This is a genomic window from Arthrobacter sp. ISL-65, from assembly GCF_018613795.1.
Taxonomy (GTDB): Bacteria; Actinomycetota; Actinomycetes; order Actinomycetales; family Micrococcaceae; genus Arthrobacter.
The window spans coordinates 128,937-142,579 of record NZ_JAGGPN010000049.1 but is presented as its reverse complement, the minus strand read 5'-3'; the positions used below and the strand labels follow the sequence as shown (position 1 = coordinate 142,579).

11 protein-coding genes and 1 pseudogene are annotated in these 13,643 nt (G+C 64.0%); 8 read left to right on the top strand and 4 right to left on the bottom strand.

What is annotated here, in order from left to right; genetic code table 11:
- Positions 1–179 precede the first annotated feature (179 nt).
- Entirely contained in the window at positions 180–986 is an 807-nt protein-coding gene (locus tag J7I85_RS20815) for a hypothetical protein (protein WP_251024622.1), read from the top strand.
- A gap of 141 nt (positions 987–1,127) precedes the next feature.
- On the opposite strand, the gene glpK is transcribed toward J7I85_RS20815, so the two are convergent.
- The 3 genes from glpK to J7I85_RS20800 all read right to left on the bottom strand — a co-directional run bounded on the left by glpK (position 1,128) and on the right by J7I85_RS20800 (position 5,319).
- Positions 1,128–2,642 (bottom strand): glycerol kinase GlpK, encoded by a 1,515-nt coding sequence (gene glpK, locus J7I85_RS20810; protein WP_214856808.1) that lies wholly within the window; start codon positions 2,640–2,642, stop codon positions 1,128–1,130.
- A 99-nt stretch (positions 2,643–2,741) separates the two neighbouring features.
- The gene (locus tag J7I85_RS20805; RefSeq protein WP_214856802.1) at positions 2,742–3,488 is read right to left on the bottom strand and encodes an MIP/aquaporin family protein; all 747 of its coding nucleotides are present in this window, start codon (positions 3,486–3,488) and stop codon (positions 2,742–2,744) included.
- Between the two features lie 58 nt (positions 3,489–3,546).
- Entirely contained in the window at positions 3,547–5,319 is a 1,773-nt protein-coding gene (locus J7I85_RS20800) for a glycerol-3-phosphate dehydrogenase/oxidase (RefSeq protein ID WP_214856801.1), read from the bottom strand.
- A 139-nt stretch (positions 5,320–5,458) separates the two neighbouring features.
- On the opposite strand from J7I85_RS20800, the gene J7I85_RS20795 reads away from it, so the two are divergent.
- The gene (locus J7I85_RS20795) at positions 5,459–6,421 is read left to right on the top strand and encodes a sugar-binding transcriptional regulator (protein WP_214856799.1); all 963 of its coding nucleotides are present in this window, start codon (positions 5,459–5,461) and stop codon (positions 6,419–6,421) included.
- 231 nt (positions 6,422–6,652) lie between these two features.
- Positions 6,653–6,949 (top strand): hypothetical protein, encoded by a 297-nt coding sequence (locus J7I85_RS20790; protein ID WP_214856797.1) that lies wholly within the window; start codon positions 6,653–6,655, stop codon positions 6,947–6,949.
- 149 nt (positions 6,950–7,098) lie between these two features.
- Here J7I85_RS20790 and J7I85_RS20785 read toward each other — a convergent pair whose 3' ends face one another.
- On the bottom strand, positions 7,099–7,275 hold the full coding sequence (locus J7I85_RS20785) for a CsbD family protein (RefSeq protein WP_214856796.1): 177 nt from the start codon (positions 7,273–7,275) through the stop codon (positions 7,099–7,101).
- A 2,512-nt stretch (positions 7,276–9,787) separates the two neighbouring features.
- Here J7I85_RS20785 and J7I85_RS20780 point away from each other — a divergent pair.
- The 5 genes and pseudogenes from J7I85_RS20780 to J7I85_RS20760 form a co-directional block, all read left to right on the top strand.
- A pseudogene (locus tag J7I85_RS20780) lies at positions 9,788–10,129 on the top strand (recombinase family protein); the annotation flags it as partial.
- Positions 10,130–10,263: 134 nt separating this feature from the next.
- Positions 10,264–10,626 carry a VOC family protein gene (locus tag J7I85_RS20775; protein ID WP_214856794.1) on the top strand — a complete coding sequence of 121 codons (363 nt, stop codon included), beginning with the start codon at positions 10,264–10,266 and terminating at the stop codon, positions 10,624–10,626.
- 90 nt (positions 10,627–10,716) lie between these two features.
- On the top strand, positions 10,717–11,586 hold the full coding sequence (locus J7I85_RS20770) for an aldo/keto reductase (protein WP_214856792.1): 870 nt from the start codon (positions 10,717–10,719) through the stop codon (positions 11,584–11,586).
- A gap of 14 nt (positions 11,587–11,600) precedes the next feature.
- On the top strand, positions 11,601–12,530 hold the full coding sequence (locus J7I85_RS20765) for an alpha/beta fold hydrolase (RefSeq protein ID WP_214856787.1): 930 nt from the start codon (positions 11,601–11,603) through the stop codon (positions 12,528–12,530).
- Entirely contained in the window at positions 12,527–13,603 is a 1,077-nt protein-coding gene (locus tag J7I85_RS20760) for a glycosyltransferase family 1 protein (protein WP_214856785.1), read from the top strand. The genes J7I85_RS20765 and J7I85_RS20760 overlap by 4 nt, the downstream gene beginning before the upstream one ends.
- Positions 13,604–13,643: the final 40 nt, after the last annotated feature.

Genomic DNA, 13,643 nt, shown 5'->3' with positions numbered 1-13,643 from the left:
TCGCCTGGCCGCGAGCTGCTCTGAGTGCGGTATCAGCCGAAAACACGTCAGAGAAAGGCAACAGATATGCTCATACACAAGAAACACCTGACGGCGCTAGGTTCTGTGCTCATGCTGTTTCTGGCTACGTTCACGTCGACCTCCGGGGCGGCTGCGGCATCCCGGACGCCCCAGGAACTGTGCGGGCCCGGCTCGGCCATGACGTTCCACAGGGCGGACTTCCCAAAGAAGCCGAAGTCACCAACATGTGGTTCCCGCTGAAGCCGGGCATGCAATATACGACCACCGGCACTGTCAAGACAGCCACGGAAACCACCAAGAGGACCGTGGTTCACACCGTAACGGGACTGACTAAGGTAGTGGACGGTGTGAAAACCCTGGTGATGTGGGACAGGGACTACAGCGACGGGGAGCTGGCCGAGTCCGAGCTTGCTTTCTTCGCCCAGACTAGACAGGGCGACGTGTGGCTGTTTGGGGAGTACCCGGAAGAGTTTGAGAACGGCAAGTTCGCGGGCGCCCCCAGCACTTTCATCAGCGGGCTGGACAAGGCGAAGGCGGGCATAGCCATGAAGGCCAAGCCCCGGATCAGCGGCCCTCACTACATCCAGGCGTACGCCCCGAAAGTCGATTTCCTGGACTGCGGAGATGTCATCAAAAAGGACCAGCAGGTGCGGGTGGCCACCGGCCATTACAAGAACGTGCTGGTTGTCGACGAATACAATCCACTGGAACCGGCCAGCGCGGGCCATCAGCGGAAGTTCTATTCACCGGGCACGGGCCTGGTGAAAGTGACGGCCGTGGCCGGGGCTGAACAGGAAACCATGGACCTCGTCAAGATCAGGAAACTCAGCACAGACCAGCTGAGGCAGATCAACCGGCAGGCCCTTATGATCGACAAACATGCGTACTCGGTCAGCAAGTCCGTCTATGCCAAGACTCCGCGCGCCGAAGTTGCCGCGCCGGGTGACGCTGACGACGACGACTAAGGTCGCCTGAGCAGGCAACGGCCCGGAAACCGTGGCGTTCACGACGTCCGGGCCGTCCTGTTCCCCGAACTGTCCGGGACTCAGTTCAGGTGCCGACAGGGAGTTCCTGGGACTCCAAGCACGGGTCGCATGACACAGCCGCTACCTCACGTCCCCGTCGACCCAGTCCATGGACTTGGTGACCGCCTTCTTCCAGAGCCGCAGCTGCCTTTCCCGCTCCTCGGTATCCAGGTTCGGCTCCCAGCGCTTGTCCTCGGACCAGTTGGCGGACAACTCGCCAAGGTCCTTCCAGAAACCGACGGCGAGGCCGGCCGCGTAAGCGGCGCCCAGCGCCGTGGTTTCAACCACCTTCGGGCGGATGACTGGGACGCCAAGGATGTCCGCCTGGAACTGCATGAGGGCATCGTTGGCGACCATGCCGCCGTCGACCTTCAGTTCGGTGAGCGGGACGCCCGAGTCGGCGTTGACGGCATCCAGCACCTCGCGGGTCTGGAAGGCCGTGGCCTCGAGGGCGGCCCTGGCGATGTGGCTCTTGTTGACGAACCGGGTCAGGCCCACGATGGCGCCGCGGGCATCCGAGCGCCAGTAGGGCGCGAAGAGTCCTGAGAACGCGGGCACGATGTACACGCCGCCGTTGTCCTTCACCGAAGCAGCGAGGGACTCCACCTCGGGGGCGCTGCTGATCATGTTCAGGTTGTCGCGCAGCCACTGGATAAGCGAACCGGTGACGGCGATCGACCCCTCCAGTGCGTAGTGCGGGGCCGCGTCGCCCAGCTTGTAGCCGACAGTGGTCAGCAGCCCGTTCTTGGAGTGCACGATCTCTTCGCCGGTGTTGAAGATCAGGAAGCAGCCGGTGCCGTAGGTGTTCTTCGCCTCGCCTGTCTCGAACGCGGCCTGGCCGAAGGTGGCCGCCTGCTGGTCGCCGAGGATGCCGGCCACCGGGACCTCCCGCAGCAGCTGCGAGGTGTGGACCGTGCCGTAGACCTCGGAGGAGGACTTGATGGCGGGCATCATGGACGCCGGAACACCGAAGATGCCCAGGATCTCCTCGTCCCACTGCAGCGTGTCGAGGTCCATGAACATGGTCCTGGAAGCGTTGGTGACATCAGTGACGTGCACTCCGCCGTCCACGCCGCCGGTGAGGTTCCACAGCACCCAGCAGTCCGTGTTGCCAAACACGAGGTCCCCCGCCTCGGCCTTCTCCCGGGCGCCGTCGACGTTGTCGAGGATCCACTTGATCTTGGTCCCGGAGAAGTACGTGGCCAGCGGCAGCCCCACCTTCTGCTTGAACCGGTCCGCTCCCCCGTCCTTCGCCAGTTCGTCGACGATGGGCTGGGTCCGGGTGTCCTGCCAAACGATGGCGTTGTAGATCGGCTTGCCGGTGGTCTTGTCCCAGACCACAGCGGTTTCACGCTGGTTGGTGATGCCGACGGCGGCGATATCGTGCCGGGTCAGGTTCGCCTTGGACAGGGCGGAACCGATGACCTCCCGGGTGTTGTCCCAGATCTCCGCGGGATCGTGCTCCACCCAGCCGGCCTGCGGGAAGATCTGCTCGTGTTCCATCTGGCCGGAGGACACGATGTTGCCGCTGTGGTCGAAGACGATGGCGCGGGTGCTGGTGGTGCCCTGGTCGACGGCGATTACGTATTGGCTCATGATGACGTCCTTGTCGTTGTGCTTGCGTTTGAACAGATGTGGTTATGGATTCGGTTTTGAAAGGGGTGCTCTTCGAAAAGGGGTGCAGATGTCAGCGGTTTAGGTGGCTGCTGTGAACACGATGGGAAGCAGCCCCACGAGGCCGGCCAGCGCGCCGCCGACCAGCGGGCCCACCACCGGAATCCAGGAGTAGCTCCAGTCACTCGATCCCTTGCCTTTGATGGGCAGGACGGCGTGCGCGATGCGGGGACCGAGGTCACGCGCGGGGTTGATGGCGTAGCCGGTGGGTCCACCCAGCGAGACACCGATGCCGACGACCAGAAGCGCCACGGCCAGCGGGCCAAGCCCCGACGGCGTTCCGCCGAAGGTGAGGATGACGAAGACGAGAACAAACGTGCCGATGATTTCCGTGATCAGGTTCCAGGGCGTGGATCGGATCGCCGGGCCGGTGGAGAAGACGCCAAGTTTGTTCGCAGGCTCGGGTTCGGCGTCGAAGTGCTGCTTGTGCGCGAGCCAGGTGACCACGGCACCAAGGAAGGCGCCGGTAAGCTCACCGCCGAAGTAGGTCAGCGTGGAGGCAAAGTCCACTGGAACGCCTGTCGCATACTCCGGTTTGCCGTTCACAAGAAGGCCCAGTGTGACGGCCGGGTTCAAGTGCGATCCCGACCTGGCGGCGACGTAGACGCCAGCGAAGACGGCGATGCCCCACCCCCAGGTGACCATCAGGAACCCTCCGTTGTTGCCCTTCGTGCCTTTGAGGGCAACGTTGGCCACCACGCCACAACCCAGCAGGGTCAGCATGGCAGTTCCGAAGACTTCGGAAAGAAAAACCAATCCAAGAGACATCTTTGACTCCTCTATTTTCTGTTGTCAGTCCTTCGCGTGTATGAAGGACGGTTTCCCGCTAGGCGACGAGGCTGTGAACCTCGACGCCGTGGTATCGCTTCAGCACCTCCTGCGCATGGTTGATCTCCGCGGCAACCCGTGCCGCATCCCAGCCGAGCGGCTCGGCCAGGGCTTCGGCAAGTTCGTTCAGCAGCTCACCGGTAACCAGGCCGCGGAAGGCGAGGGAGGTGCGGCGGATCAGGACGTCCACGAGGTGCCCGATCTGTTCGTGCGCGGCCATGAACTTCAGTTCCCTGACGCTCAACTCCCGCGTGGAGCGCAGCAGGCTGTCGTGGCCGGCGTCGAGATAGCTGATGACTTCCTCGGCGCGGGTGCCGTACCTGGTGAGCAGGCCGGCTGCCCGGTCGGCGTCGCGCGTGGGGGTCATGTGCGCCTTGATCCACTTCTGGATTCCTGCATCGCTGTCCGGGAACCCGGAGCCGCCGCCGATGGCGAGCTTCGCCGTCGAAATCTTCCGTTCCGTTCCCAGTTCGGCGAGGACGTCGTCGGCCAGGTGCTCGGCCAGAGCGCGGAAGGTGGTCCACTTGCCGCCCACCAGGCTGAGCACGACGGCGCCGCCCTCCTGGGGGCCTGCTTCCGGACCGCGGCGTTCGATGCGGTAATCCCGGGACACGAACCCCGGCTGGGTGGCGTCGTGCCGCGGCAGCGGACGCACGCCCGAGAATGTGTAAACGATCTGTCCACGGTTCACGGCGATGTCCGGGAAGACGTGGCCAATGAGATCGAAGAAATAGTCGATCTCGCCGTCGGTGCAGATGGCGTCTTCCGACATGTCGGCGTCGACGTCGGTGGTGCCCACCAGCACGCGGTCACCCATGGGATAGATCAGGACTATCCGGCCGTCTGTGTGTTCGAAGAAGATCTCGCGTCCGTCGCAGGCAGCGAGCAGGCCAGGGTGGTCAAGGACGATGTGTGAGCCCTTCGTCCCGCCCATGAAGGTGGTGGGCGCGCCCATGGCCTGGTTGGTGAGGTCCACCCACGCACCGGTGGTGTTAACGATGACGTCCGCAGTAAAGCCGAATTCCTCGCCGGTCAGTTGGTCCCGGAGAACCGCGGTGCTGGAACCATCTGCGTTGGAGCTGACGGACATCAGGGAGAGGTAGTTGCTGGCCCGGCCGCCGGCCTTCTCGCCGTCCTGCAGGACGTCCAGGGTGAGCCGCTCCGGGTTGTGCACGGACGCGTCGAAGTACGTGGCCGTGTATTTGACGCCAGGGTGCAGCATCGGGAGTTCGGCCAGCGCCTTCTGCCGGGTGCGGAACTGGTGGCGCGGGACGCTGCCGCCGTCGCGGGAGAAGGAGTCGTAGAGGCTGAGTCCCAGCTTGATCAGGAACGCGCCGCGCTCCTTGGGCTTGCCCTGTTGCTTATGGGTCAGGAACCGCAGTGGTGCGGCCAGGACGCCGGAGAATGTGCTGAAGATCGGAATGGTGGTCTGCAGCGGCTTGACGTAGTGGGGCGCGATCCGCAGGAGCCGGTTGCGCTCAACCACGGATTCCCGGACCAGCCGGAATTCGCCGTTTTCCAGATAACGGATGCCGCCGTGGATCATGTGCGACGAGGCGCCGCTGGCGCCCTGGCAGTAATCGCCGCGCTCCACGAGTGCCACGTCGACGCCCTGCAGGGCGAGGTCGCGGAATGTTCCGACGCCGTTGATGCCGCCACCAATGATCAGGACCCGGGCGTTGGGCCGCCGGCGCAGCCGGAAGACGGACTCGCGCTCCCCGCCGCGGGCGGTGGCGCTGTTGGTATGGCCGGATGAATCCTTGAGTCCCAAATCTGCTCCTTTGGGTTGGTTCGAAAAGGGTTTGTTGCAGGCGGCGCACCGAAAGGTGCGGGGCCGTTCACCACTATTGTTTGGACTAATGGAAAATAACGTCAAGCACTATGCACAAACGTGCAGAACGGACAGATGCATGCCCCGGCCCCGACATTCCGAAGCGCTTCGCGCCGCACAGCTGTACTACATGCAGGACCTCACCATGGACGCCATCGCCCGGGAATTGCGGACCTCCCGCTCCACGGTTTCCCGGCTGCTTTCGACGGCGCGGGAGTCGGGTCTGGTGCAGATCCAAATCCGCAGCCCTCTGGACACAGGGCCGGAATTGGAGCGGTTGATCCGGGCGCAGTACAGGGTGGATGTGCACGTGGTGCCCGTCCTGGACACCCTGAATGAGGCGGAGACGCTGGACCGCGTGGCCATGCAGGCAGCGCGCACCATCGGACCGCTCGTGGACTCGAACGCGATCATCGGCGTGGCTTGGGGCTCGACCCTCAGCGCAGTGAGCCGGCATCTGACGCGCAAGATTACGCACGACAGCGTGGTGGTGCAGCTGAACGGCGCGGGCAACATGCAGACCACCGGCATCACCTACGCCAGCGACATCATGCGGCGCTTCGGCAGCGCCTACGGGGCCCGGGTTGAACAGTTTCCCGTGCCGGCCTTCTTCGACCATGCCGCCACGAAGACCGCGATGTGGAATGAGCGGAGCGTTCAGCGCATCCTCGACCTGCAGTCCCGAATGAGCATCGCGATCTTCGGCGTGGGTTCGGTGGATGCCGACTACCCCAGCCACGTGTACGCCGGCGGCTACCTCGACGAGGATGATCTGGTCACACTGGCGAAGTCCGACGTCGTCGGGGACGTGGCCACGGTTTTCTTCCGCGGCGACGGCTCCTCTGACGGCATCACGCTGAATGAACGCTCCACCGGGCCTTCGCTGGACCAGCTCCGTCAGGTGCGCCGGCGGATCTGCGTGGTGTCCGGTGCGTCCAAGATCAACGGTCTCCGAGGGGCGCTGGTGGCCGGGCTGGCCACAGATCTGATCCTCGATGAGGCCTCGGCACGGCGGCTGGTCAGCTTCGAGGGCGCAGGCTGAGCGACGGGAGCGTCTGGGGTCCTCCCGATCCCGGACCGCGCGATCACAAGCAAACCCATGTGCCAGCCCCGCCACAGCGCGCGAATCTGTCATAGATGGCGTCGGGCCGGTCGGCATCCCGCCCAACCTTACTGGCGGGTAAGGCTTATGTTCGCCGGATGCAGCGACTAACCTTGCGACGGTGGCCCGGGGCAACGATCTCGGGCGAAAAGCTTGCGGAGGACCGGATTTATGGCAAAGGCAGTGACATTTTCCGTGACGGCCATGCCCAAAAACGGTGCACAGGGCAGCTTCCGCAACAACGTGTTGAGCCTGCGGACAAGTGACCTCCAGGACTGCATCCTGTCCGTGTTTCATGTCAGCGACTCATACGCCCTGTTCAGCGGCGAAGCCCTCCCCGCCCCGCACACGACCAGCAACGCCGCACTTCGGGCTTACCTGCTCCGCCGGCTCGCAGGAGACGACACAGGCTTGGACTTCGAGGTAAAGATCGCCCGGGTTTCGGAATCCGCCCGCTCCCGTTCGTGACCTCAACCACCGACCGTTGGATCGGGAGTGTGCGGCTCCTGGGACGGAAGCTGTGAGGCGGTGAAAGTCCGCCAGCAGATGGTGCACGATATCCTGCCGACACACGAAAGGGTGCACCGACGCGGTGCACCCTTTCGCTTGCATTCGGGTCAGTCTTTCTTGAAGGCGTCCTTGGCCTTCTCGCCGGCCTGCTTCAAATCACCCTTGGCCTGATCGGCCTGGCCTTCGGTGCGCAGGCTTTCGTCGCCGGACGCGGCACCTGCCGCTTCCTTGCCCTTGCCGCCGGCCTTCTCAGCGGCGTTCTCGATCTTGTCGCCTAGTCCCATGGTGTTTCCTCCTTTGGTTGGCGGCCGTTCGATGCGACCTTACGAACAACATAAGCATGCTTAGCATTCCGTTTCAAACCTTGGGGCGTTCCAGTGGCAGGAAAGATGGAGCCGTTGCCTGCACAATCGCTGCAGGGATCGGCCAGCGATAGGCGCCAAGTGCTTTCAGCCGCGGACCTTCCTGACGCGGGATCTTTGCCTACGCATTGGGCGACGCCAGACCCTGGTGACCCTCGGATCCGGGCTTTCGCGCACTGGTTTGGAGGAGTGAGCTGCATCCAGCGTGTAGCTGTGAGGCCTTGTGACCGGGTCCGGTGGGCTAGGGGGAACGCGTCCGGACCCGGCAGTCCTGAACGAGACCGGGGCGCTTATTTCCGGTTCCTTCAGGACGCTGTCAGTAATTACCGGCAACCCCGGGAAAAGGTGGGCAACCTTGGGGCGGAGCTCGGCAGTCGCACTCCCCCATGTGGGCCGTTCGCAAGGAAGCACAGCATTCTTCCAATGAATGACGCGGATACTGGTGCCGGGTCGGCGGCGGTGGACCTGATTCCACCCTCCGGGATCGGATTGGTTACCCAAGCCGCCGTCGACTCCCAGGATCTGGTGACGCCCATGTTGGTTCCCGCCGAAAGGGACACCGTGCTCTTGACCGGAAACTGCGGTGGCGGTGCCCCTGCCTTGAGTCGGCTCTCGATTGATCTGACCCAGCAGAAGAGGGCAGAACGACGGGAACGGCGTCGCCCGCATGATTGAGGGCCGGGGCCGGGGCCTTCCAGTGTTGGAGACACGGCCATTCAGGCCTCACGCACCGCAGCCCGGCAAACGAACGCAACCTCCGTCAAAAGATCGGGCGCGCGGCCTACCTTGGGGACTCCACCACTGCCCGCATCGGGTTGACGAAAGGTCCATTATCGGCGCTTAAGGTGTGCGCTCCCACTTTCGTGTTGCCCCTAGACACGCGAAAGTGTTCAAACTACCGAGAAGAACGCCGCGCAAATGACTCGTGCCAGAGGCGTTCTTCTTTGAAGCCTATCCCTCACGGTTTAGATGTGCCCTGCGGGGCTGCTTGACGGCAGGCGGGAAGCTACTTGGACTACTGGCCCGGCAGCAGCGTCAATCGCTCAATCTTGTCGCATTGGCAATGGAGGGCGGAGATGACAAAGTTAGCTGATCTCCGCGCTGGCTAGTGCCGGCTGAGCGGTTACTACTTGGGTATTCGGATCGTACTCTAGGGCCGGCGTTCCCGCCACGATCACTGTAGCGCGCTCCCATGGCCGGTCTTCAAGTAGGAAGGGAATTTCTTGTTCTTCCCACTCCCTGTGCAGGTCTTCTTCTTCCTGGCCATCTCGTGCCCGGAGGCGACGTCGGGCTACAAAGTTGTCGCACTGCACCCAGATCGAAACGTCGACTAGGTCGGAGAGCGCTTGGCGTGATGATCCGCTCCCTTCCACCCACACCACGGAACGCCCGGCGGGTAGAGCTATGGCACCTGGACGTTCTCGGGCCACCCAACCCGGCGGACGGTAATGGACTGCCTCGCCTTGGAGCAGGGGTTCGAGGACACCGCCACGGAGTTCATCGGCCCAGTCGAAAAACGAGAGATGCCACGCTACATCGTCCGTGTGAACAATATCTGAGTCCGGCACTCGAGCTAGTAGACGATCGACCAGGGTGGTCTTGCCTGCCCCGCTCCTTCCATCTACCGCTACAATCCAGGGGCGGTTCGGACGTTGTCCTGCTGCCGGCAGTAGCCGCCGCAGCAAGCGTTCCAGTGACTCGACTTGCCAGGATCCCGCATCGGGTTCGCCGACTTCCGGTTTCATATCCATGGTTACCTCGACTTAGATTGTCCGTCCCACCCAAAGCTGCCTGGTATCGAGTCTCAACAGTTGCCGTGTTTAGCGCAAGCTCTTTTCGGGGCTAAGGATAGCTGGTGCGGTTCGAAGGCCCATGCTGCCGAATGCCGCAGTTCTTGAGAAGCACTTGACTCGGACACGGCGTCGATGCGTCTGGCACTCATTTAGCTCCTTACGGCCCATAAGGCATTAGGACACATGTCGCGCCTAAACGTCCGCGAAGCGAGAACAGAATTCCGCGACAGAATGATGCCCGACCTCGAAGCGAGGGATACGCGGTGGGCTCCGTAATGCCCCTACGGGACCAGAACGCCCACGACGAAGTCTTAGTGCTTGCAGCTCAAGACACGGCAGTAGGACAGCGAGTATAAGGAGCACTGTCCGAGTGAGCTACACACAAACCTGACACTCAACGCTTGACTAAACGTGGAACTCGTCTCGGACGAAATGTGTTGCAGATCTGGTCAGTCACCCTGCAGCGGCATCCCAGCCAAACTCTCAAGGGAGGCCGCTGGAAACGACGCATATAACGGTCCTCCGGCGCGACACGTTGTGCCACCCCCCCAGCGATGCTTTTCGCGCGATTACTGCCCTCTCGATGGGCGTACGCCCTGCCCGAGAAACTGCCCGCTGGTGGTGCCTCAAGCACTACACAGGTGGGCACGAACGCGCACCGCGTTGGGTACGCCCGGGTGTCCACGAATGAGCAGGACCTCACCGTCCACCGGAACGGTCTTCTGGCACTCGGGTGTCTGCGGATCGGATCTCCGTTGACCATGGGCTGACCGGCACCAGCCGCGACCGGCCCCGCCTTCGGGAAGCGCTGGCCGCGGTCCGGGCCAGAGACACCTTCGTCGTCACCAAGCTCGACCGCCTGGCAAGATCGCTCCCCGACGCAAGAGACATCGTCGAGGATCTCACCCGGGCGTGAAGTGAAACTCAGTATCGGCGGATCCATCCACGACCCAACCGACCCGGTCGGTCGGCTGCTCTTCAACGCATCTACGCTCCAACGCTTCGGCGTCGGGCCATGCGTTGCCAGATGGCGTGTCGACGGCCCCCGGCCGTGAGGTCCTTAGTTTGCGCCGGTGAAGCTCTCGGCAAATCATTACGGCCATGCAAGGATGACCGCATGAAAATCACCAGAGAGATCGTTGTGTTCGACGCCGCCGACCTTCCTGCCGAGAGCGCCTTCTGGGCCGGCCTGCTGGGCGGCACCGTGGACGCGGAGGACGACTGGCACACCGTCAGTGTCGACGGGAAACCGCGTCTGGGCTTTCAGCTCGCGCCCAACCACATGCCGCCGGAATGGCCGGACGGGAACCCACAGCAGATCCATCTGGACCTGTATGTTGAGAACGTCGCATCTGCCCACGAGGAGGCCCTGTCCCTCGGTGCACGCCTACTGAAGCCCGCCGAGGACATCACCTCCGCCGAGGGCTTCCAGGTCTACGCGGACCCTGCCGGCCACCCCTTCTGCCTCTGCTGGGGCTGACCGTCCTCTTTGGCCCGGGGCCCGCGCCGGGACTGAACCTGCGCCTGCCGGTCACACGCGGCGCGCCGCGGTATCGGTAGAGTCGTATCCATGACTACCTCACCCCGGCTCAGCCTGAACAACGGCGTGCTGATAGACCAGTTGGGTTTCGGGCTGTACAAGGTTCCGCCGAAAGACACCGCCAACCTGGTGGCCACCGCCCTTGAAGCCGGGTACCGCCATTTCGATACTGCGGCCATGTACGGGAACGAATCCGGGGTGGCGCGCGGCCTGGTCGAGGTGTTCGGCGCGGAAGCCACCACCGGCGGCTCAGGCGAGGCCGCACCCGGCACCTCGCGCGAGGACCTCTTCATCACCACCAAGGTGTGGAACGACGACCACGGCTACGACGCGACGCTGCGGGCCTTCGACAGGTCCATGATCAACCTCGGCCTGGAATACGTGGACATGTACCTGATCCACTGGCCGTGCGCCCAGCGGGGACTGTTCCAGGAAACGTACAGGGCCATGGAGACGCTGTACCGCGAGGGCAAGGTGCGGGCAATAGGCGTGTCCAACTTCCAGCCGCAGCACCTGGACCAGCTTTTGGAAACAGCCGAGGTGGTGCCTGCCGTCAACCAGATCGAACTGCATCCGTGGCTGCAGCAGGCTGAGCTCCGGGAGAAGCACCGCGGCTTGGGCATCCTCACCGAGGCGTGGAGCCCTTTGGGCCGCGGGCAAGTGCTGGAGGACCCTGTCATCGGGGCCCTCGCCGCCGAGCACAAGGTGAGTGCCGCCCAGGTGGTCCTGCGCTGGCAGCTGCAGGTGGGCAACGTCACCATCCCCAAAGCAAGCTCCGCGGCCCGGATCCGGGAGAACCTCAACGTCTTCGGCTTCGAACTTTCGGCCCTGGACATGGCGGACATCGCCGCCCTGGAACGCGGCCACCGCACAGGCTCCCACCCCGACAACGTCAACTAGGACTCCCCCAGCACATGAGAACAGCCGACTCCGAGCCCGCTACAGCACCGTCCTTCGTCAGCAGCGGACTCGCCGCCCGCACCCATGCATCCACCGTGCAGCTGAACGGCAGCAACGTTGCCTACTGGGTCTACGAACCGGAAAAACCTACGCCTGAAACGCGGACCATCCTGGTCATCCACGGCTTCCGCGGCGACCACCACGGGCTGCTGCGGGTGGCCGACCAGCTGCCCGACATGCGCCTGATCATGCCGGACCTCCCCGGGTTTGGCAGCTCCGGGGCATTCACCGACGCCGCCCACAGCGTGGAGCGCTACGGCAGGTTCATCAGCGACTTCATGGCGGCCCTCGGACTGGGGCCGGACACCGTCCTGCTGGGGCACTCGTTCGGCTCCATCGTGGCGGCCCATTTCGTAGCGGCCCATCCCGACGCGGTCCGCCCGCTGATCCTGGTCAACCCCATCGCCGCGCCCGCGCTGGAAGGCCCCAAGGGCCTCATGACCCGGCTGGCCGTGCTGTACTACCGCCTCTCCGCACGCCTCCCCCGCCCTCTTGGCCTGGCCTTGCTGCGCAGCCCGCTCATCGTGCGGGTTATGAGCATGGCCATGGCGAAAACGAAGGACAAGGACCTGCTGCGGTTCATCCACGGGCAGCACCACGCGTACTTCAGTGCGTTCGCCAACCGGGACAGCCTGCTGGAATCGTTCACCGCGTCCGTCAGCAGCAACGTGGCCGAAGTCGCGCCCGGACTCACCATGCCCGTGCTGCTCGTCGCCGGTGAAAAGGATGAGATCGCCCTGCTGCGGGACCAGCACAGCCTGGCCGGGCTCCTCCCGGACGTAACGCTCGATGTCATCCCCGGCGTCGGCCACCTGATCCACTACGAAACGCCCGAACCAGCCGCAGAATTCATCCGCCGCTTCCTTAAGGACCACCCTGCGTGAAGATAGTAATCGATGCCCGATTCACCCGGACGGACCACCACGACGGGATCAGCCGCTACGGCTCCAGCCTCATTGCCGCCGTCTCAAAAATCGCCGATGTGTCCATGCTCATCAGCGATCTCCGGCAACTGGCCCTGCTTCCCGACGTTCCGTACACGCTGATCAGCAGCCCGCTCTCCCCCGCCGAGCTTTTCGTGGCCCGGCAGGTCAATCAGCTCGGCGCGGACGTGGTGGTCTGCCCCATGCAGACGATGGGCACGTGGGGACGCAAGTACGGCCTGGTGCTCACCCTGCACGACCTCATCTACTACGAACACCCGGCACCTCCGGGCTTCCTGCCGGCCCCGGTCCGGATCCTGTGGCGCCTCTACCACAAGGCGTTCTGGCCCCAGCGCCTGCTGCTGAACCGAGCCGACGTCGTCGCGACCATCAGCAGGACCACCGAAGCGCTAATGGCCAAGTACCGCCTGACCAGCCGTCCGGTCCGGATCGTCAGCAACGCCCCGCAGCCAGCCCAGCAACCCCGCGACCCTGCGGCGGCGCCGGAGAAGACACTGCTCTACATGGGCTCGTTCATGCCCTACAAGAACGTCGAAACAATGCTCGCCGGGATGGCCGAACTGCCTGACTACACGCTGCACCTGCTCAGCCGCGTCACCCCGCACCGCCGCGCCGAACTGGAAGCGCTGATCCCTTCAGGGGCGAACGTTGTGTTCCACAACGGCGTCACCGACGACGAATACACGGCACTGCTGAACCGCACCACCGCACTGGTCACCCTGTCCAAGGCCGAGGGCTACGGCCTGCCCCTGGTGGAGGCCATGGCGCTGGGCACACCGGTGATCGCCAGCGACATTCCGATCTTCCGCGAGGTGGGGGCGGACACCGCCACGTACGTTGATCCGGAGTCGGCGCCGGAGTTCGCCGCCGCTGTCCGGGACCTCGGCGACGGACAGCACTGGCAGGACGTCTCCCGGCGGTCCGTGGCGCGCGCAGAGCAGTTCAGCTGGGACGAATCCGCCCGCCAGCTAGTGGACGTCGCGGCAGAGGTAATGGCACTCCGCCGCAGGTAGTTTGTCCGCTCCGAACCAGCCGACCTCCAATCGTCAGAGC

What these genes read in the sequence shown, in the direction of transcription:
- glpK (WP_214856808.1), bottom strand. Translation starts at nt 2,642, where the DNA reads ATGAGCCAATACGTAATCGCCGTCGACCAGGGCACCACCAGCACCCGC.
- J7I85_RS20805 (WP_214856802.1), bottom strand. Translation starts at nt 3,488, where the DNA reads ATGTCTCTTGGATTGGTTTTTCTTTCCGAAGTCTTCGGAACTGCCATG.
- J7I85_RS20795 (WP_214856799.1), top strand. Translation starts at nt 5,459, where the DNA reads ATGCCCCGGCCCCGACATTCCGAAGCGCTTCGCGCCGCACAGCTGTAC.
- J7I85_RS20790 (WP_214856797.1), top strand. Translation starts at nt 6,653, where the DNA reads ATGGCAAAGGCAGTGACATTTTCCGTGACGGCCATGCCCAAAAACGGT.
- J7I85_RS20785 (WP_214856796.1), bottom strand. Translation starts at nt 7,275, where the DNA reads ATGGGACTAGGCGACAAGATCGAGAACGCCGCTGAGAAGGCCGGCGGC.
- J7I85_RS20775 (WP_214856794.1), top strand. Translation starts at nt 10,264, where the DNA reads ATGAAAATCACCAGAGAGATCGTTGTGTTCGACGCCGCCGACCTTCCT.
- J7I85_RS20770 (WP_214856792.1), top strand. Translation starts at nt 10,717, where the DNA reads ATGACTACCTCACCCCGGCTCAGCCTGAACAACGGCGTGCTGATAGAC.
- J7I85_RS20765 (WP_214856787.1), top strand. Translation starts at nt 11,601, where the DNA reads ATGAGAACAGCCGACTCCGAGCCCGCTACAGCACCGTCCTTCGTCAGC.